Source organism: Facklamia sp. P12932 (assembly GCF_050409545.1).
Lineage (GTDB): Bacteria > Bacillota > Bacilli > Lactobacillales > Aerococcaceae > Facklamia.
In genome coordinates, this window is the sequence record NZ_JBNUPG010000001.1 from 152,495 (window position 1) to 173,588 (window position 21,094).

General features: G+C 36.6%; 18 protein-coding genes. 17 read left to right on the plus strand and 1 reads right to left on the minus strand.

Annotated elements, in window-relative coordinates:
* From ACQV2P_RS00720 to ACQV2P_RS00735, 4 genes are all read left to right on the plus strand, one after another.
* The gene (locus ACQV2P_RS00720) at positions 1–1,224 is read left to right on the plus strand and encodes an AI-2E family transporter (RefSeq protein WP_428873927.1); all 1,224 of its coding nucleotides are present in this window, start codon (positions 1–3) and stop codon (positions 1,222–1,224) included.
* 532 nt (positions 1,225–1,756) lie between these two features.
* A complete protein-coding gene (locus tag ACQV2P_RS00725) occupies positions 1,757–2,368 on the plus strand; it encodes an NfeD family protein (protein WP_428894461.1) in 612 nt (203 codons plus the stop codon).
* Between the two features lie 31 nt (positions 2,369–2,399).
* Positions 2,400–3,371 carry a flotillin-like protein FloA gene (floA, locus tag ACQV2P_RS00730; RefSeq protein WP_428873958.1) on the plus strand — a complete coding sequence of 324 codons (972 nt, stop codon included), beginning with the start codon at positions 2,400–2,402 and terminating at the stop codon, positions 3,369–3,371.
* Positions 3,372–3,376: 5 nt separating this feature from the next.
* Positions 3,377–4,084 (plus strand): hypothetical protein, encoded by a 708-nt coding sequence (locus tag ACQV2P_RS00735; RefSeq protein WP_428875828.1) that lies wholly within the window; start codon positions 3,377–3,379, stop codon positions 4,082–4,084.
* A 15-nt stretch (positions 4,085–4,099) separates the two neighbouring features.
* Here the strand turns inward: ACQV2P_RS00735 and ACQV2P_RS00740 are convergent, their stop codons facing one another.
* Complete coding sequence (locus ACQV2P_RS00740; RefSeq protein ID WP_428891693.1) at positions 4,100–5,317, minus strand: Mbeg1-like protein; 1,218 nt, start codon at positions 5,315–5,317, stop codon at positions 4,100–4,102.
* Between the two features lie 253 nt (positions 5,318–5,570).
* On the opposite strand from ACQV2P_RS00740, the gene rpsB reads away from it, so the two are divergent.
* From rpsB to infB, 13 genes are all read left to right on the plus strand, one after another.
* Positions 5,571–6,374: a 30S ribosomal protein S2 gene (gene rpsB, locus ACQV2P_RS00745; RefSeq protein WP_428873931.1), complete on the plus strand. Its 804-nt coding sequence runs from the start codon at positions 5,571–5,573 to the stop codon at positions 6,372–6,374.
* Positions 6,375–6,526: 152 nt separating this feature from the next.
* Positions 6,527–7,408, plus strand: a complete 882-nt coding sequence (gene tsf / locus ACQV2P_RS00750; RefSeq protein ID WP_428873932.1) for a translation elongation factor Ts — start codon at positions 6,527–6,529, stop codon at positions 7,406–7,408.
* Between the two features lie 68 nt (positions 7,409–7,476).
* Positions 7,477–8,205 (plus strand): UMP kinase, encoded by a 729-nt coding sequence (gene pyrH, locus ACQV2P_RS00755; protein ID WP_428873933.1) that lies wholly within the window; start codon positions 7,477–7,479, stop codon positions 8,203–8,205.
* Between the two features lie 69 nt (positions 8,206–8,274).
* Positions 8,275–8,835, plus strand: a complete 561-nt coding sequence (gene frr / locus ACQV2P_RS00760) for a ribosome recycling factor (RefSeq protein WP_428873934.1) — start codon at positions 8,275–8,277, stop codon at positions 8,833–8,835.
* 156 nt (positions 8,836–8,991) lie between these two features.
* Positions 8,992–9,717 carry an isoprenyl transferase gene (locus tag ACQV2P_RS00765; RefSeq protein ID WP_428873935.1) on the plus strand — a complete coding sequence of 242 codons (726 nt, stop codon included), beginning with the start codon at positions 8,992–8,994 and terminating at the stop codon, positions 9,715–9,717.
* A gap of 25 nt (positions 9,718–9,742) precedes the next feature.
* On the plus strand, positions 9,743–10,540 hold the full coding sequence (locus ACQV2P_RS00770; protein WP_428873936.1) for a phosphatidate cytidylyltransferase: 798 nt from the start codon (positions 9,743–9,745) through the stop codon (positions 10,538–10,540).
* 18 nt (positions 10,541–10,558) lie between these two features.
* On the plus strand, positions 10,559–11,812 hold the full coding sequence (gene rseP / locus ACQV2P_RS00775) for an RIP metalloprotease RseP (protein WP_428873937.1): 1,254 nt from the start codon (positions 10,559–10,561) through the stop codon (positions 11,810–11,812).
* Positions 11,813–11,896: 84 nt separating this feature from the next.
* A complete protein-coding gene (locus ACQV2P_RS00780; RefSeq protein ID WP_428894462.1) occupies positions 11,897–16,210 on the plus strand; it encodes a PolC-type DNA polymerase III in 4,314 nt (1,437 codons plus the stop codon).
* Positions 16,211–16,326: 116 nt separating this feature from the next.
* Positions 16,327–16,800: a ribosome maturation factor RimP gene (gene rimP / locus ACQV2P_RS00785; protein WP_428873939.1), complete on the plus strand. Its 474-nt coding sequence runs from the start codon at positions 16,327–16,329 to the stop codon at positions 16,798–16,800.
* A 24-nt stretch (positions 16,801–16,824) separates the two neighbouring features.
* The gene (gene nusA / locus ACQV2P_RS00790; RefSeq protein ID WP_428894463.1) at positions 16,825–18,078 is read left to right on the plus strand and encodes a transcription termination factor NusA; all 1,254 of its coding nucleotides are present in this window, start codon (positions 16,825–16,827) and stop codon (positions 18,076–18,078) included.
* A gap of 34 nt (positions 18,079–18,112) precedes the next feature.
* Positions 18,113–18,409, plus strand: coding sequence for an RNase P modulator RnpM (rnpM, locus tag ACQV2P_RS00795; protein WP_428873941.1), 297 nt, complete (start codon positions 18,113–18,115; stop codon positions 18,407–18,409).
* Complete coding sequence (locus ACQV2P_RS00800; protein ID WP_428873942.1) at positions 18,406–18,732, plus strand: L7Ae/L30e/S12e/Gadd45 family ribosomal protein; 327 nt, start codon at positions 18,406–18,408, stop codon at positions 18,730–18,732. Before rnpM ends, ACQV2P_RS00800 begins: the two co-directional genes overlap by 4 nt.
* 22 nt (positions 18,733–18,754) lie before the next feature.
* The gene (gene infB / locus ACQV2P_RS00805; protein ID WP_428894464.1) at positions 18,755–21,088 is read left to right on the plus strand and encodes a translation initiation factor IF-2; all 2,334 of its coding nucleotides are present in this window, start codon (positions 18,755–18,757) and stop codon (positions 21,086–21,088) included.
* The last annotated feature ends 6 nt before the right edge of the window (positions 21,089–21,094 follow it).

A 21,094-nucleotide genomic window follows, 5' to 3' on the forward strand; every position in this document is an offset into this window, starting at 1 on the left:
TTGAAACAAATTGATAGATTAGATAAAATTGTTGTTCGCTACATCTTTTTAATTGCTGGTTTAGTCTTAGCAATCTTTAATTATGATGTGATTTTTTCATGGATTAATCGTTTAGGCCAAGTTTTTTTACCGATTCTTTCGGGCCTCGCGATTGCTTATGTTTTAAATATTTTAATGGTGCGTTATGAAGACTTGCTAAAGAAAGTCTCAGATAAAAGTTGGATTAAACCCTACCGACGCCCGATCGCCATTCTTTTGTCTCTTATAACAATTATTTTAGTATTGTTATTTGTCTTAGGCTTGGTCTTACCACAAGTTTACAATGTAATTACAGAGTTTATTACAGCTGTTCCCTTTCAAATTACACGCATAGAAGAAGCGCTTACCAATCTTGAGAAAATGTTACCAGCAGAATCGATGGAATTCTTAGACCGTTTTGAAATAAATTGGGCTGATATTCTTAAAAGTATTCAAGATATGGGAAATCGATTTATCACTGGAGTAGTAAATACCACCCTCTCTACGGTCGGTTCTTTAACTTCTATTATTATTAATGGAGTATTGGCCTTCATTTTCTCTATCTATTTACTGTTATCGAAAGAAAAACTAATGGACCAATTTTTAAGAATCGTTACCACTTATACTAGTAAGCCGGTATCACGCAGAATATTTTATGTGTTAACGACATTGAATGACTCTTTTAAACATTTCTTTACAGGATCTGTGATTGAAGCAATCATATTAGGTTTTTTAGTTACCGTAGGTATGTGGATCTTTAGATTTCCTTATGCTGGAATGATTGGATCTCTAACTGGTTTCTTTGCTTTGGTTCCTATGCTAGGCGCTTATATTTCAGGAGCTATTGGTGCCTTATTAATTTCAGTGCAATCGGTTCCCCAGGCATTATGGTTTATTATCTTTATCATTCTCATCCAGCAATTCGAAGGAAATGTCATTTATCCACGAGTTGTGGGAGGATCGATAGGATTGCCAGGTATGTGGGTTTTATTCGCTGTAACCATTGGCGGGGGACTATACGGAGTAGCTGGTATGTTGCTAGGAGTTCCGATAGCTTCCGCTATCTACAAAATAATTAAGCGCGATGTCCTAGAGCGTGAGACTTATTCTTACGAAGAAAGACAAAAGTTATTACATATTGCTAAATACGACTCTTTTAAGCAAGTAGCTGATGATAATCAAGAGTCAAATCAAGATTTTAATTAATTTTATTAAACTCCCTCCCTGATTTAGGCACTGACCCCAAATAGTGAGGCAAACATAAAAACACCTCCGTTGAATTCGTGTGAAATGAATTTAATGGAGGTGTTTGATTAGGGTTAATCACCTAGCTTACTCTGCAGAAACAAAATCGAAATGTATTGAAATGAAAAATGAAGGCCGGACTAATAATCAAATAATAGATGAATGAAACATTAAGAACACGTCTCAAGTAAAAATTTGCTGGCCTTGGGATCGTTAAAGTCAAACCTAGCGCTTCAATCAAGCCGGCGGTAAACAATAGACTTATGGCAAAGGATTCGAAGAACTTAGCGAGATAAATCCACTCAAAATCGAATTAAAACGCCAACAAGCAGCCTAACAAAGGTGTTTTTATTCTGTCCTATTTATGGGGTGCAGTGCCTACCCTTAATTAGGAGTTTTTATTTAAATATGAAATTATAAGACTTTAGTTCGCATGATTTTGCTACTAATGAAAGCAATTTCATGATATAATTTAACTAAAGGAGGTGGTTTCATGCTTATAAGTTTTTTTCTAGCAATTAGTGCTTTAGTAGTATCATTATATACGCGCTGGACTTGGTTATTATGGTCCATTGCAGCTGTTCTTTTTGCCATGTTTTTTGGGATAGAAGGCCAAGCAATATTGCACTATTTAATCTTTATGATTGGTGTCATATTGCTGATTCTTGAGGTGTATATACCAGATTTAGGTTTAACAGGATCAGTTGGCTTAATCGCTTTTATTTTAGGTTTATGGCTAAAGTTTCAAGATTTATCGACTGTTACTCTAATTGTATTAGCTAGCTTAGCGATTGTTCTCATTTTATTCTTGATTTTTAATAAGATGGGTTACAATTTGCAGTTTAGTCCCGATTTTATCTTGGATAAAGCAATTAACAAAGATGCAAATTCCAATTCAGAGACTAAGGATCATACTTATCTTGCAAGCTTAGTTGGTAAAGAAGGAATAACGGTAGGAGGCTTGAGGCCGGTTGGTAAAATAAAAGTCGATGATCATTATTTTGAAGCATACAGTCTAGAAGAGATGATAGCTGCTAACCAACCGATTCAAATTGTCAAAGTTGTTGACAAAAAAATTTATGTAAGGAGCGAAATGAATGGATAATTTTTATCTGGATGAAGGGTCACCCATAGTGATGACTGTAGTTATTATTTTATTACTGATTTTCTTGATTTCAGTGTTCTTAAGATTTGTTCCAATTGGCTTATGGGTAACTGCTTATTTTTCCGGCGCTAAAGTTTCAATAGGTGATTTAATAGGGATGCGCTTAAGAAGAGTTAAGCCTGCTTATATTGTTAATCCCTTAATTAAAGCCACCAAAGCCGGTGTACCGATTACAACTGATCAATTAGAAGCTCATTTTTTAGCAGGTGGAGACGTTAACCAAGTGGTTGATGCCTTGATAGCTGCCCAGCGTGCTAATATTGATTTAGAGTTCGAACAAGCTGCCGCTATTGATTTAGCAGGGCGAAATGTTTTTGAAGCCGTTCAAGTTTCAGTTAACCCGAAGGTTATTGAAACACCGGTTATTGCAGGTGTAGCTATGGATGGTATTGAAGTTAAAGCCAAAGCTAAAGTTACTGTACGTGCTAATATTGAACGATTAGTAGGTGGTGCGGGTGAAGAAACAATCATTGCCCGTGTAGGGGAAGGTATTGTAACGACTGTAGGTTCAGCTTCGACCCACTCCATTGTATTGGAAAATCCCGATTCCATTTCGCAAACAATCCTTAGAAAAGGTTTAGACTCAGGAACTGCTTTTGAAATACTTTCGATTGATATTGCTGACGTTGACGTCGGACGTAATATTGGAGCTAAATTACAAACCGATCAAGCGGAAGCAGATAAGAAGATTGCTCAAGCTAAGGCTGAAGAGCGTCGTGCAGTAGCCGTTGCTCAAGAGCAAGAAAATATTGCCGAAGTTCAGAAAATGCGTGCCAAGGTGGTTGAAGCGGAATCTCAAGTTCCTCTAGCTGTTGCTGAAGCCTTCCGTAATGGGCGTATCGGTATTAAGGATTATTATGATTTAGAAAATATTCAATCAGATACACAAATGCGTGAATCGATTGCAAAAAGTGGTACGCCACATAATAATGAAAATGAGTGATTATAATGGGATTTTTTGAAATAATAATTCTGGGATTTATTATCAACTATTTCGGTTCAAAAATAAAAAAAATGAATCGTCAGAATGGTTCTTTTGATTCCATTAAGGATAAAATGTTTCAAAGTTTAGATCAATTAGAAACAACTACTTATCATGAAAAGTATCCCAATCTCGATAATTTCTTTGAGACCGATGAAGAATCAGAGAAAAAATTTGAATCAGAAGTTAATAAAATTCAAGAAGGAAAGATTGATGTAGATCCTCAAACAATCGATCGTTTAAAAAGAAAATATCGAAAGGATATTCAATCTTTTTCTAACGATTTAAAAAAACAAGTAAATCAATTGATTGAGCAAGGTCCTCAAGCAGTTAAAGATAAAGCTATTCAATTGTCGGCATATCACCCTAACCGTGAAAAATTATTAGAAATTGCTAAATACTACGAGGATTTTGTGAATGAATTTCAAGAGCATCCTAGCAAAGGAGATTTAATCGCTAAATCTTCAACGGTTACCCAAGATTTTAATGATTTTTCTGATATGGACTATGAAATGGAACAATTCATTATTGAAGGGGAAGAGTTAGCTGAGTTTAGTCAACCAATGCAGGTTCAACGATTAAGCTCTCGAGAGGATTCTACCAACCATTCCAATCAGTTAAAAGAAGCCATTATATGGTCAGAAATTCTAGGACCGCCTAGGTCTAGAAAATAAAAAAATCCTATTCTGTTATTTATCAGAATAGGATTTTTTTTTATCGCTGCCAAAGGCATTATAAAATACTTTTACCATTTGTTTAAAGTTCTTTCGCGCTTCGATAATCGATTGATTGAGATTTATTAAATGATATTGTCTTAAATCATTTCTAAAAAATTGAATATACTGTTTAGCAAAATCACGCAAATCCTTTTGCAAGGATGGGTCAAATTGTCTAAAACGGTAATGAACTTTGTTTAGATAATAGGTTGGCTGATTAATGAGTTGGTTAATCGATTGCGCTTCACAGGCATCAATTAAGTCAATTAGAGCAGAGATAATACGTTTTCGTCTAGCGGGAGAGTTTCGCAAGATCCAGTTTTTATTGATTTGATTGATACTTTGGCTGGTGATTGTTAATTGTTTCGCTCGTTGAAATTGTTTCCCTTCAATTTTCCAATTTGCTAGATTATGTTGCATCAGTCCACGCTTTTTACTTTTAATTATAATGGCTTTTTGATCATGGAAAAGCAAGTTACCAATAATACTATCTTCAGGAATAATACGGATATGCTTTTTGTTCACACGTTTCATCTTATTTTGACGCAAGTTAACGGTATGAAAGCCAGGTGAATCCAAAGTGTAAATTATTTTAATCTGACTAATAGTTTCAAGAGACATTTGGCTAGCTGCATAGAGAGCTAAGTGGCCTCCTTTAGAATGTCCTCCTAATATTAAATGACTGGTCGGATGAGCTTGAATGACTTTTTCAAGGTATTGGCTCGCAATAATTTGTGCCGGAATGGATGATTGGTAGGTGAGGATGATATCCTCCTTCCAACCTACTATCATGTCATCGGTGCCACGAAAAGAAACGAAAAGGAAGTTGTTTCCTAAATCTACTAATAGAAAGGCTGACTGAGTTTCTAATTTAAAGTCTATTGAGTTTAAAAAACCACTAATTCTTAAATTTTTAAACCGACGATAGTCTGCGATTTTTTTAATCAGTTGACTCCTAAAAGGATTGGCCATTGTTTGATCGGTTTCTTGAAAATATTGGTTAAAGGGTTGGTATAGTCTAGCTAGATGCTTAAAAGTTAAACCATCTTTAAAATCCATTGAATCGGTAAAAAACCGATCGATAGGGAGGTAGGTTAGTTCTAAGATAATCGCAGCATCTAGTTCATTAAAGGGTTCCTCTTGAAAGCTTAATTGACCATATTGCTCTAAATAAGTATATAATGATGACATGCTGACACCTCCTAGCTCTTAGTTTAGCCGAATGGAGCGTTATAAAGCAAATGTATGAGTGAAAAAAGTAAAGTTGAATTAAAATAGTTTAAAAGCAAAAATTCATTTGCATTTTTTGATCGAATAGCTTATATTTATAAGAGTGCTTAGGCACAATTCACACGTTAGTGGATAGTTACTAGGGTGCTCTCATGAGTCTAATAGCTAAATGAAACTAGCGGAGGAAAATACAAAACCAAAAGGAGTTTATAATATGGCAGTTATTTCAATGAAACAATTGTTAGAAGCTGGTGTGCACTTTGGACACCAAACACGTCGCTGGAATCCTAAAATGAAACGTTACATCTTTACAGAACGTAACGGTATTTACATCATCGACTTACAAAAAACGGTTAAGTTGGTAGATGAAGCATATAATTTCATGCGAGATGCAGTTGCTGATGGTGGCGTTGCTTTGTTCGTAGGAACTAAGAAGCAAGCTCAGCAAGCAATTGAAGAACAAGCTGAAAGAGCAGGTCAGTACTACATTAACCACCGTTGGTTAGGTGGCTTATTAACAAACTGGGATACCATCCAAGGACGTATTCGTCGTCTAAAAGCTTTAGAGCAAATGGAAGTAGATGGAACTTTCGATGTGCTTCCTAAAAAAGAGGTCGGTGAATTACGTAAAGAGTGGGATCGATTAGAAAAATTCTTAGGTGGTATCAAAGATATGCCAAGAATACCTGACGTGATCTTTATCGTAGACCCACGCAAAGAGCGTATCGCGGTTCAAGAGGCTCGTAAATTAAATATTCCAATTGTTGCGATGGTGGACACTAACTGTGACCCTGATGAGATTGACTATGTTATTCCAGCAAACGATGATGCCATTCGTGCCATTAAATTAATTACAAGCTCTATGGCAGAAGCAACAATTGAAGCAAATCAAGGTCAAATTGACGTGGACACTGATGAGCAAGGGGATAGCCAATTCTTTGATAACTTATTTGACAACAAGGAAGAAAATACAGAATCAGAAGAAGCTGAAAGCTCTCCAGCGACTGAAGCTGAATAAATAAATTAAGAAAAGCTGTCAAAAGTTGCCAAGCATCTTTAGACAGCTTTTTTATGAAAATACATACATTAGGCTTTAGCAAGCTGAAAAATTTTGATATAATAATTAAGGTAGCACATTATTGAATGATATTTCCAAGGAGGATTTTATAGATGGCAAAAGTAACTGCAAAACAAGTAAAAGAATTACGTGATATGACTGGTGTTGGAATGATGGATGCTAAGAAAGCCTTAGTTGAAGTTGATGGAGATATGGACAAAGCAGTCGACTTATTACGTGAAAAAGGACTTGCAAAGGCTGCTAAGAAAGCAGACCGTATCGCTGCAGAAGGTTTAACTGCAAGCTATATTGATGGAAATACTGCTGCATTAGTTGAAGTAAACTCTGAAACAGACTTTGTTTCAAAAAATGACAAGTTCATTACATTAGTTAATGATATTGTAAAAGCTGTTGCTGAAGGTAAACCAGCTGATATGGAAGCAGCCAATGCCTTGGAAGTTAATGGACAAACAATCGCAGAATTAATTACAGAATCAACTATTGTAATTGGTGAAAAACTTTCTTTCCGTCGCTTTGCCCTTTTAAATAAAGGGGATAATGATGTCTTCGGTGAATATTCTCACCAAGGAGGACGGATTGGTGTTTTAACTGTCGTTGCAGATTCTAAAGATGAAGATGTAGCTAAAGACGTTGCGATGCATGTTGCTGCAATCAACCCTAAATACCTAAATCGTGAAGATGTAGATGCTGAAGTAATCGAACGCGAAAAAACTGTTCAACGCGAGCTAACATTAAACGAAGGCAAGCCTGAAAAGATTGTCGACAAGATTGTTGAAGGTCGTATGAATAAGTTCTACGGCGAAATCGTATTGAACGAGCAAGCTTTCGTTAAAGATGGCGATCAAAAAGTTGCAGATTATGTTGGTGCTAAAGGGGGTAAAGTTACTGAGTATGTACGTTTTGAAGTTGGAGAAGGAATTGAAAAACGTAAAGATAACTTTGCTGAAGAAGTAGCCGCTCAAATGGGCAAGTAATTTACAACATTTAATAGAGACCCCAGTTTTTGCTGGGGTCTTTTTAAAGGAAAAGAAGGGTGAGAATAATGGTTAAAACAAAATATCAAAGAGCAATTCTAAAACTGAGTGGAGAGGCTTTAGCAGGTGAAAATGGATTTGGCATTGACCCTGCGACAGTCCGTTCAATTACCCAACAACTTAAAGAAGTTTATCAATTAGGCATTGAAATAGCTATTGTTGTAGGGGGCGGAAATATTTGGCGTGGATCGATTGGTGCTGAAATGGGAATGGACCGGGCACAAGCAGATTATATGGGTATGTTAGCAACTGTAATGAATGCTTTATCCTTGCAAGATGCATTAGAAAATCTGGATGTCCCCTCAAGAGTTCAAACATCTATTGAAATGCGTGCTGTAGCTGAGCCTTATATTCGCAGACGTGCGATTCGTCATCTTCAAAAGGGTCGAGTAGTTATTTTCGCTGGTGGTACTGGTAACCCTTATTTCACAACAGATACCACTGCTGCTTTGAGAGCGGCTGAAATTGAAGCAGACGTTATTCTGATGGCTAAAAACAATGTGGATGGTGTTTACAGTGCAGATCCAAAGACGGATGAAACAGCTACTAAATATGAAAATTTAACCCACTTGGATGTTATCTCTAAAGGCTTAAAAGTAATGGATTCTACGGCTTCTTCCTTGTCTATGGATAACAACATTCCATTAGTTGTCTTTAACTTAAACGAACCTGGGAATATTAAACGTGTCATTCTTGGTGAAAATATTGGAACAACTGTTGGAAATAATCATGATTAGTTCTAACTTTTCTTACAATGCTTAAATATGGTATAATAAAATAACTATGGATCATATAGGAGGAAGAAAATGGCTGCTGATAATATATTAAAAAATACTGAAAGCCGAATGCAAAAATCAATTGAAGCTTTTCAACGTGAATTAGGAACTATTCGCGCTGGAGTTGCTAATGCTAGTATTTTAGACCGTGTCATGGTTGAATACTATGGAACACCTACGGCATTAAACCAGTTAGCTTCAATTAATACACCTGAAGCAAGAATGTTAGTAATTTCACCTTATGATAAGAGTTCGCTTCAAGATATTGAGCGTGCAATCATGATGAGTGATGTGGGAATTACACCTACAAATGACGGTGAAGTTATTCGTCTTGTGATACCTGCATTGACTAAAGAAAGACGAGAAGAATTAGTTAAAGTAATCGGTAAAGAACAAGAAAATGCAAAAGTTTCAGTAAGAAATATTCGTCGAGATGCAATGGATGAAGCTAAGCGACTTGAAAAAGATAGTGAAATTACTGAAGATGAATTAAAACGTTATGAAAAGGATATTCAGCAAATAACTGATAATGCGACTAAGGAAATTGATCGCCTAACTTCAGTTAAAGAAGATGAAATCAGAAATAACTAAAAACCGACCAAAAATCAAGTCAAGAAGTCTTGACTTGATTTTTTATTATGAATGACTAGAATTTTATGATTAAACAACTTCTTCTAGTTTTCTTTTAATATACAATTTCTTTCTGCTATAATTAAAAGGTATTTATGCTACTGAAAGGAAACAACCATGAATTTAGATAATATGAAGATCCCTAACCATGTTGCAATTATTATGGATGGTAACGGTCGCTGGGCTAAAAAGCGTTTTTTACCTCGAGTAATGGGGCATAAAAAGGGAGTCGAGACCATCAAAAAAATTACCATTCGTGCACACCAACTTAAAATCAAGGTATTAACGGTTTATGCTTTTTCTACAGAGAATTGGGCGCGTCCCAAGGATGAAGTGGATTACTTAATGTCTTTGCCAAAAGACTTTTTTGAATCCTTCATGCCTCAATTAATGGAAAATAATGTTAAAGTTACCTATATTGGTAATGCTAATCGTTTACCTGAAGAAACTAAGAAAATCTTAGATCGAGCAGTAGAAAAAACGCAGGATAATAGTGGATTGATTTTAAACATTGCTTTAAATTATGGTGGACGTCAAGAGATAGTCCAAGCCATTCAAAGTATTAGTCAGGCAGTTTTAAAAAATGAAATAAAGCCAGAAGAAATTACCGAAGAATTAGTTGATCAGTCTCTAATGACTCAAGATCTTGCTTCATACTCAAATCCAGACTTGATGATTCGAACTTCTGGTGAATTAAGACTCAGCAATTTCTTATTATGGCAATTAGCCTATAGTGAATTCTATTTTACAAAGGTCTTATGGCCTGATTTTTCAACTGAAGACTTTGATCAAGCGATTGCAGCTTATAGTGAAAGACAGAGAAGATTCGGTAAAATCTCTTAAATGTTAGAAAGGAGTAGGGATCAAAATGAAACAAAGAATCATTACAGCAATTATTGGGATCTCTATTTATCTACCATTTGTCATCTTGGGTGGGAAATGGTTTAGCTATTGTATAATGTTGTTGGGTGCAATAGCCTTGTACGAAATGGCTGAGATGAAAAAAATCGATTATTTAAATGAAATAGGCTTAATATCAACTTTAGCCTTAGCCTCGGTCCTCTTACCAGAGAAATATTTTGGTCCTATTTTTTCTGAGGCAGACCCCTTGATGATTTTTTATTTAGCAGGAATGTTATTGTTGATTTTGACGGTTTATAATTATCAACGTTTTAATTTTGTAGATGCATCCACTTTAATTTTTGCTTCGCTTTATATAGGTTTTGGCTTTCGTTATTTAATAATGATTAGAGACCTTGGTTTAACGACTATTCTATATGTTCTTTTGGTGATTTGGTCAACGGATACTGGAGCTTATTTAATAGGTAGAAAGTATGGGAAGAATAAGCTGGCTCCCAGAATAAGTCCTAACAAAACAGTAGAAGGAGCTTTGGGTGGCGTAGCAACCGCTTTTGTAGTCGCTAGTATTTACAGTCTCTTTTTTACTGTTGAAATAAAAAATCCACAATATCTTGGCTTTTTAACCATTCTTATCTCTATAGCTGGTCAGTTCGGTGATTTAGTAGAATCCGCCTATAAGAGAGACTTTGGTGTGAAAGATTCGGGCAAATTACTTCCAGGACATGGGGGAGTATTGGATCGTTTTGATTCAACAATATTTGCCAGCATCATGTTTGTTGTATGGAATAACTTTTTAGGTGTTTAATTAGAAATGGAGTAAGCGATGTTAAAAACAGTTTTAGTTTTCTTAATTATCTTTTCGATTATTGTGATTATTCATGAGTTTGGGCACTTATATTGGGCTAAAAAAGCAGGCATCTTAGTGAGAGAATTTTCACTAGGGATGGGACCTAAAATCTTTTCAAAACAAGCCGAAGATGGGACAACCTACACTATTCGTGCTTTACCAATGGGAGGTTATGTTCGTTTAGCTGGTTTAAATGAAGAAGCTGAAGTTCAACCGGGACAATCTTTAGGTTTAACTTTCAATGAACAAAATAAGGTTATTAAAATTAACCTTAGTGAGACTAGTGATATCAATGAACTACCTGTTCGATTAGATAAGGCCGATTTGGTAAATGAGATGACTCTTGAAGTTTATGAACAAGGGGAAGATTATCTTAAAACTTATCATGTCCATCCTCAAGCAGAAATCATTGAAAAAGATGGAACCATTATTCGTGTAGCCCCCTTAGCAACGCGTTATGAATCAGTTCCAGTTTGGCATAAGATTCTCACTAATTTTGGTGGGCCACTTAATAACTTTATCTTATCGATTGTTGCTTTTGCGATAGTCGGTTTAATGCTTCCAGGAATTCCTACCACTACCAATCAAATAGGTCAAGTGGTTGAGGGCAGTCCTGCTGCAGGAGCTGGTTTGCAAGCTGGGGATCGAATCACTAAAGTTAATGAAGAAGAGACCAAAGATTGGCAAGGCTTAGTGGATTTAATTGCCCAATACCCTAAAGAGACAGTACGATTAGAAATTCAAAGACAAGACCAAGTCATTAAAAAAGAACTCCAATTGGAGGAGAATGAATTGGGATATGGTTCATTAGGAATTACCGTCAGTCAATCGACATCGCTTAAAGATCGTTTGTTTTTTGGTTTTACAGCTACCTATCGAACTTTCATCATGGTCCTTTCGGCCTTGGCCACATTATTTTCACGTGGTTTTGATTTAAATATGTTAGGAGGACCTGTGGCAATGGCTCAGGCAACTAGCACGGTTGCTAATGAAGGTTTGATCGATATGGTTGCTTTTCTTGCCTCCTTATCCACCAATCTAGGAATTGTTAATTTATTACCGATACCGGCATTAGATGGAGGAAAAATTGTCCTGAACTTAATTGAATTAGTTAGAGGTAAAGCTCTCAGCCAAGAAAAAGAAGGTTTAGTTACCATGGTAGGGGTTGTTTTAGTATTGATTTTGATGATTGCAGTTACTTGGAATGACATTATGCGAGCATTTTTCTAGGAACAAAATCCCTGTCTTTTACGGGTTTTTTTAAGTGATGCATTGTAAAATTAAATGCGACACAAGTAAAAAGAAAGGATTCATATGAGCAAAGAAAAAACTTTATTCGATGTTTTATTGGAGCAACTAAACATTACTGATCCAGACATTCTAAGTGCATTAGCAGGAGGTCAAATTGAGCAAGTGGAAGTTTTAGCAGACAGCCAACGCTGGATTTTTCATTTGAGATTCCCACAGCGGATTCACCCAGACCTCTATTACTTATTACTAACTACTATGCGACAGGCTTTTGCTCAAATAGTAGAAACCGAAATATGGTGGCACTTTGATAAGGCTGAAACTGATAATCGTCAGTTAATTGAGGATTATTGGGAAAAAATAAAAACTGTTATTATGAATGAGACACCTTTTTTAAGAGTTTGTTTACAAGATGCCTCCATTTCTTATGATGCAAGTACAAAACTATTTGAAATAGGTTTAGCGAGTCAGAGTCAAGTAGATACATTTGATAATAAATACGATCACATAATTAAAAGACACTTTGATCAAGTAGGCTTTAAAGGAATAAAAATCATTTACTATGTTGATCAATCCTTAAGCGATGCCACTCATTTAACAACTAAACAGCGTTTAGAAGAATTGGATCATCAAAACCTACTAGAAGCGATTGAAAATGAAGAGAAAAAACAAGAAAAGCAGAAACAATCAGTCAATATTAGTGAAATTAAGCCAGTAGGAAAAGACATCCCTAATATCACAGCTACTCCTATTATTGATTTGCCAGAAAATCAATACAAACAAGTAATCGAAGGTTATGTCTTTGCCAATGATATCCGTGATTTACGATCGGGAGAAATTTTATCCATCATGAAAGTGACGGATTATACTTCCTCTGTGGCTGTCAAATTAATTTCTGGACGACGCTTAACTAAGGAGCAAATTCATCAGTTTCAAGTAGGGGACTGGCTGAGAATGGAAGGGGATATGGTCCCAGATAATTATTCTGGTGAACTAGATTTTAGGCCTCGTTCGATTCGTAAGTTAAATCCTAAAAAACGTCAAGATAGCTTTGAAGGTCAAAAAAGAGTAGAGCTCCATTTACATTCTAATATGTCTCAAATGGATGCGACCAATAGTGTTTCAGATTATATTAAAACAGCGGCTCGATGGGGACATTCAGCTATAGCTATTACCGACCACGCTGGTGCTCAAGCTTTCCCAGAAGCTTATTATGCGGGTAAAGAAAACGATATTAAAGTGATTTACGGTATTGAAGCTAATATTGTTAATGATGGTGAAGCTATTGCTTATAATGAAAGTGATCATGATCTTTCAGAAGCTAATTATGTTGTTTTTGACGTGGAAACGACCGGATTATCCTCTGTCTATGATCGTATGATTGAATTAGCTGCTGTTAAGATGCACAAGGGGAATGTAATTGATACTTTCGAGGCCTTTATTAATCCTGGTCATCCACTTTCATCCTTTACAACAGAACTGACAGGCATTACCGATGCTATGCTAGAAGATGCACCAAGTGAAAAAGAAGTAATAGACAAATTTTTAGCATTTACACAAGACACCATTTTGGTGGCACATAATGCTTCCTTTGATATGGGCTTTATTAATCAAGCCTATGTGCGTCATGGCATAGCTATGAATAATTTACCAGTGATTGATACACTTGCCCTATCAAGGTTGGTAAACCCTAATATAAAAGGACACCGATTGAACAATCTTGCCAAGCGTTACGGTGTAACTTTAGAACAACACCACCGAGCTATTTATGACTCGGAAACAACGGGTCATATCTTGTTTAAGTTACTAGAACAAGCCAATGAGCAATATCAAATGACCCACCATAATCTGTTGAATAAAGAGATGGGTAAAGGTGATGCATATAAACAGATAAGACCTTTTCATGCTACTTTAATTGCTAAAAATCAAGCAGGTCTCAAAGATCTCTTTAAACTGATTTCTATTTCCAATGTGGAGTATTTTTATCGCGAACCCAGAATACCACGGTCTGTCTTAAATCAGTATCGAGAAAATTTACTTGTCGGTTCCGCTTGCTCCAATGGAGAAGTTTTTACAACCTTGATGCAGAAGGGTTATCAAGAAGCTAGTGAATTAGTAGGATATTATGATTATTTAGAAATTCAACCCCCTTCTGTCTATGACACCCTGATTGAAGAAACCTTGATTAGATCTCGTGAAGATTTGTTTAAGATCATGCAAGGAATGGTTAAGCTAGCCAATGAACATAACAAGTTACTAGTGGCTACTGGAGATGTTCACTACCTAGAAGAACGGGATTCGATTTACCGCGAAATATTACTCAAGTCTTTAAAACGCAATGCTAATCGCGACCTCCATTTCCCACCACTTCATTTTAGAACGACTAATGAGATGCTAGAAGAGTTTTCTTTCTTAGGAGAAGATTTGGCTTATGAATTAGTGGTAACTAATTCGAATAAAATAGCCGATTGGGTCGAAGACGACATTGAAGTGATCCACTCAAAACTATTCACACCAAATATTGAAGGCTCTGATCAAAAAATTCGTGATTTGGCCTATGGCAAGGCCTACGAAATGTATGGAAATCCTTTACCAGAATTAATTGAAAAAAGATTGGAAAAAGAATTACATTCGATTATCTCTAATGGATTTGCCGTTATTTATTTAATTTCGCAAAAGCTGGTTCTAAAATCCAATCAAGACGGCTATCTAGTTGGGTCAAGGGGATCCGTAGGTTCTAGTTTTGTAGCGACAATGACTGGAATAACCGAAGTTAATCCTTTAGTGCCACATTATTACTGTCCGGATTGTCATTACAACGAGTTTTTTAAGGATGGCTCAGTTGGATCAGGTTTTGATCTACCGCCTAAAGCCTGTCCATCATGTGGTAAAGATTTAAAGCGAGACGGACAGGATATACCGTTTGAGACATTCTTAGGTTTTAAAGGGGATAAGGTACCCGATATTGATCTTAACTTCTCTGGGGAATATCAACCGCAAGCTCATGCTTATACTAAAGTTTTATTTGGAGAAGACCATGTCTTTCGTGCGGGGACTATCTCCACCGTTGCACAAAAGACGGCCTTTGGTTATGTGAAGGGTTATCTTGAAAATACCATGACCCAAGTGCCTCAAGCTGAAAAAGAGCGCTTGGCTAAAGGAATTGAAGGGGTGAAACGAACAACCGGCCAACACCCAGGTGGGATTATCGTTATTCCTGAGTATATGGATGTTTATGACTTTACGCCTATACAATTTCCAGCCGAAGATATTCATTCAGAATGGCGCACGACTCACTTTGACTTCCATTCTATTCATGATAATGTGCTGAAATTAGATATATTAGGACACGATGATCCGACCATGATACGTTTCTTACAGGATATTTCAGGTATTGATCCTCAAGATATTCCATTCTCTGATCCTGATGTGATGTCTTTGTTCTCAGGTCCTGAAGTCTTAGGTGTCACAAAAGAGCAAATTTTTTCTGATACAGGTACTTTAGGGGTACCAGAATTTGGGACCAGTTTTGTCAGAGGGATGCTGACTCAGACCAAGCCGTCAACTTTTGCGGAGTTGTTACAAATTTCTGGTTTATCGCATGGTACGGATGTCTGGTTGGGCAATGCTGAGGAGTTGATTCAAAAGAATATTGTACCCTTAGCTAAGGTAATTGGTTGTCGTGACGATATCATGGTGACACTGATGCAATATGGATTAGAAGATTCCTTAGCCTTTAAAATAATGGAACATGTTCGTAAAGGAAGAGGAATTCCTGATGACTGGCAAGCTGAAATGCGAGCGAATAATGTTCCAGAATGGTATATCGACTCTTGTCTGAAGATTAAGTATATGTTCCCTAAGGCTCACGCGGCTGCATACATCATGATGGCACTGAGGGTGGCATACTTCAAAGTTCACTATCCTAAATTCTATTATGCGGCTTACTTTTCGGTAAGGGCATCAGACTTTGATATCATTGCCATGCATCAAGGCAAGGAAATGGTTAAACATCGCTTAAGAGAAATTATGGCCAAGGGAATGGATGCTTCAGTAAAAGAAAATAGCTTGCGAACTGTTTTAGAACTAGCGAATGAAATGCTAGAAAGAGGGATAACTTTCCAAATGATTAATTTGGAAAAATCAGACGCCACTAAATTTATTATCGATGGCGAGAGTTTGATCCCTCCTTTTAGAACAATTCCTGGTTTGGGAATAGGGGTCGCTAAATCGATTGTAGAAGCTAGAGAGCAAGCAGCCTTTATTTCTAAAGAAGACTTACAAAAACGTGGTAAAGTTTCGAAAACAATTATGGAATATTTAGAAGAGAATGGTGTTTTAGCTGAATTACCAGATGAAGACCAGCTGTCACTCTTCTAACTTGTTGATGAATAGATAATATGATATACTCTATTTAGCAAATTATTCGAGGAGGAGTGGGCGGAAACGCTCGCTCTTTTATTATTCAACCAAAATAAAAATGAAGAGGTGAATTGATGAGTATTGTGATAGACAAAGTTCAGCCGTTAGTGGAGCCAATTATCGCATCCTTAGATTGTCAACTTATTGATATTGAATATCTAAAAGAAGGAAAGCATTGGTTTCTCCGTATCTATGCTGATAAGGAAGGGGGCATTGATTTAGATCATTGTGCTTTAATTTCAGAAAAAATTTCTGAAGTTTTAGACACTATGCAACCAGATCCTTTTCCGGAAGCTTACTTTTTAGAAGTTTCCTCACCAGGAGCTGAAAGACCTTTGAAAAATGAAGATCAAATTCGGTCAGCCATTGGTGAATATGTCCACTTTGATTACTATGCCCCTCAATACGGTGAAAAACAACATGAGGGCGTTCTTTTAGATGTGACGGAGGATTATTATCTATTGAAGGTTCCAATTAAAACAGTCACTAAAGAACTTGAAATTAATAAGAAGGGTGTCGCTAAGGCAAGACTTGCTGTTAAGTTTTAGCAAGATGAGATAGGAGAGTTAAGTGTGAGCAAAGAATTAGTAAATGCCATGAAGGTTCTTGAAGCAGAAAAAGGGATAAAGCCTGAAGTTATTAAAGAAGCTTTAGAGTCTGCTTTGATTTTGGCCTACAAAAAAAATTATGATCAAGCACAAAATGTGGAAGTTGTTTTTAACGAAGAAACCGGCGATATTAAAGTTTATTCAGTTAAGGAAGTTGTGGATATCAATTATGATTCTACTTTAGAAATTTCTCTAGAAGAAGCTTTGAAGATTAATCGTGCCTATGAAATAGGAGACAAGATTAAATTTGAAGTGACTCCTAAAGATTTCGGAAGAATTGCTACTCAAACCGCTAAACATGTCGTTATGCAAAGAATACGTGAGGCTGAAAGAGATATTATTTATGATGAATTTATTGTGCATCAAGATGAAATTTTAACAGGAATCATCGAACGTTCAGATGCTCGCAATGTTTATGTGAACTTAGGTAAAGTTGAAGCCATAATGCCGGCTAGTGAACAGATTCCAACTGAGCAATTTCAAATGGATGAACGGGTAAAAGTATACGTAGTCAAGGTAGATAAAACTAGTAAGGGGCCACAGATTGTTGTTTCACGCTCACATGCTGATTTCCTTAAAAGATTATTTGAGCAAGAAGTTCCGGAAATCTACGAAGGTGTTGTGGAAATAATCTCAATTGCTCGTGAAGCGGGCGACCGTTCGAAAGTTGCAGTTTCTTCGCGTGATTCTAATATTGATCCAGTTGGAACTTGTGTTGGTCCGAGAGGATCTCGAGTTCAAAGTATTGTCAATGAATTAAATGGTGAGAATATGGATATCATTCAATGGGATGAAGACCCCTCTACCTTCATAAAAAATGCTATGAATCCAGCAGAAGTGATTAATGTTGTGTTTGATGAAGATAATCATTCTTGTATTGTTGTGGTACCAGATTATCAGTTATCCTTAGCCATCGGTAAAAAAGGACAAAACGCTCGTTTAGCAGCTCGTTTAACTGGTTATAAGATTGATATTAAGTCTGAGACTAGCTATCAAGAATATTTAATTGAACAAAAAGCAGTTGAATCAACTGGACAAGAAGAATTAAATCTTGCAGAGGATTTAGATAATCTTGAAGAAATGCTTCAAGAGACTTCCAGCCAGTTAGATGACGATCCAGCAGAAGCTGATTTAGAATATCGTGAATCGGCAGAGGAATCACTTGATGAAGAGCTGGAGCAAGCGTTTGAAGAAACTGAAGAATCAGAGAAAGAATAAGCACTTAATTTATTAACATCAAAGGAGGATGGAAATGAGCCAAGCGAAAAAAAGAAAAGTTCCCATGCGCAAATGTGTTGTTACTGGTGAATCTCATCCCAAAAAAGATTTAATCCGTATTGTGAGAACCCCAGAAGGTACCATTGAAATAGACCCAACTGGTAAAAAGAATGGACGAGGAGCCTATATCTCCTTGGATCCAGAGTTAGCCATACAAGCGGAAAAGAAAAAAGTTTTTAATCGAACATTTGAAATGGAGATTGATAAAGAGTTTTATCAAGAACTTTATCGCTTTCTAGACCACCAAAAGGCGCGAAAAGAACTACTATGAGCCCAGAAGAAAAACAACTCAATTTATTAGGTTTGGCTCAAAGAGCCTCTAAGTTAATTTCCGGTGACGATTTAGTCACTAAAGCCACAAAGAACAAAAAAGTTAAACTTTTGATTTTAGCGATTGATGCCAGTGATTCCACTAGTGATCGCTACCATCGTTTGGCTAGTGAAAAAAAAATAGCCATTAATCATCGTTTTACAAAATATCAAATCAGCCATGCAATCGGCAAATCACGCACAATTTGCGGCATAACCGATCGAGGAATGGCTGAAAAATTTTTATCTTATGTGACAGGAGAAAATACAATGAATAATCAATAATACAAGATAGGAAGGTGTTTGTATGAGTACTATTCGTATATATGAATTTGCTAAACAAAACAATATGACTTCAAAAGAAGTCTTAGTGCTTGCTGAAAATAATGGTTTTGAATTTAATAGCCATATGTCCTCGGTAACGCAAGAACAACAAGAACAATTAAAGAAAGCTTTACAAAATAAGAAGACTAGTGGTAAACAAACCAAAAAGGATGTTAAGAAGACGGAAGCTACTAAAGAATCAAATCAAAAAAACAATCAACACAAAGATGCCAAGCATCGCAAGGATGAAGACAAGTCGAAAGCTTCTAAAAAGCCTTCTTCTCAAAAAGATTCTCAAGCACAAGGTCATAATACAAACCCTAACACTAAGTCTAAAAATCCTAATGAAAAGGCAGCTTCTAAGCAAAAGAAATCAACTGATAGTAAACAAGCTGTAGAGGGTCAAAAAGCAAATCAAAGCAATCAAAGTAATTCTTCAAATAAATCCACTGGTGGATCCAAAAGAAGTCGTGGCGATCGCCGTCGTGGCCGTCGTGGTAAGCAAAATAGTAACTATCAAAAAGAGTCTAAAGGCTTAACAGCTCGTAAGCATAAAGACCTTCCAGAAGCGTTCTACTATACTGAAGGAATGAATGTACAAGATATTGCTAAAGGCTTCCACCGAGATGCAACTGAAATTATTAAAAAACTATTGCTACAAGGGGTAATGGTCAATCAAAACCAGGCACTTTCTAAAGAAGTGATTGAAATTATCTGTTTAGAATATGGCGTTGAACCTATTGAAAAAGTTGTTGTTGAAGTTTCAGACTTAGATCATTATTTTGAAGAAGCTGCTGCTGATGATAATCAAAGCATTCGTCCACCAGTTGTTACAATTATGGGTCACGTTGACCACGGAAAAACCAGTCTCTTGGACTCCTTCCGCCATTCGAGAGTGACTGAAGGAGAAGCTGGTGGAATTACTCAACATATTGGTGCCTATCAAATTGTTTTAAATGATAAGCCAATCACTTTTCTTGATACGCCAGGACATGCTGCCTTTACAACCATGCGTGCACGTGGTGCAGATGTGACTGATATTACAATTATTGTTGTTGCAGCAGATGATGGCGTGATGCCTCAAACGGTTGAAGCGATTAATCATGCCAAAGCTGCAGATGTACCGATAATTGTAGCGATTAACAAAATTGATAAACCTGAAGCCAATCCAGATAAGGTAATGACCGAATTATCTGAACATGGTATTATTTCTGAGGACTGGGGTGGCGAACATATCTTTGTTAATATTTCAGCTAAATACGGGACTAATTTGGATGAGTTATTAGAGATGATTCTTCTGGTTTCAGAAGTTCAAGAATTAAAAGCTAACCCAGACCGTTTAGCTTTAGGTTCAGTCATTGAAGCGCGCTTAGATAAAGCTACCGGTGCCACTGCGACTTTATTAGTTCAACATGGTACCCTACATATAGGGGACCCAATTGTTGTGGGTAACACCTATGGTAGAGTAAGAACAATGGTCAATGATCAAGGGCGTCGTATTCGCTCAGCTGGTCCATCCATGCCGGTGGAAATTACAGGCTTGAATGATGCTCCTCAAGCAGGAGACCAGTTTGTGGTCTTTGAAGATGAAAAAACAGCTCGTCAAGTTGGAGAAGAAAGAGCTCAGAAGGCTCAAGAACAACAAAGAGACCTTAAGAAGAAAGTTACTTTGGATAATCTTTTCGAAACCTTACAAGAAGGTGAGTTAAGATCAGTTAACGTAATCCTAAAAGCAGATGTACAAGGTTCAGTAGAAGCATTAGCTGCTTCATTGATGAAAATAGATGTGGAGGGAGTAAAAGTTAATATTGTCCATCAGGCGGTAGGAGCAATTAATGAGGCTGATATTACTTTAGCTAATGCCTCATCAGCAATTGTGGTAGGATTTAATGTTCGACCAACTCCTCAAGCAAAACAACAAGCAGAAGAAGAGCAAGTAGATATTCGTCTCCATAATATTATTTACAATGTAATTGATGAAATTGAAACAGCTATGAAAGGAATGCTGGACCCTGAGTATGTTGAAGAAGTAACAGGGCAAGCAGTAGTACGTGAAACCTATTCTGTTTCTAAATTAGGCACCATCGCTGGTTCATTTGTTTTAGATGGCTTCATTCAACGCACGAGCAAGCTACGCTTGATACGTGATAACATCGTTATTTATGAAGGAGATCTAGCCAGTTTGAAACGTTTTAAAGATGATGCTAAAGAAGTAAACAAAGGATTAGAATGTGGAATTATGATTGAAGGCTATAATGATATCAAAGTCGATGATATTATTGAAGCCTATCGCATGGTCGAAGTTGAACGTAAATAAAGGAGT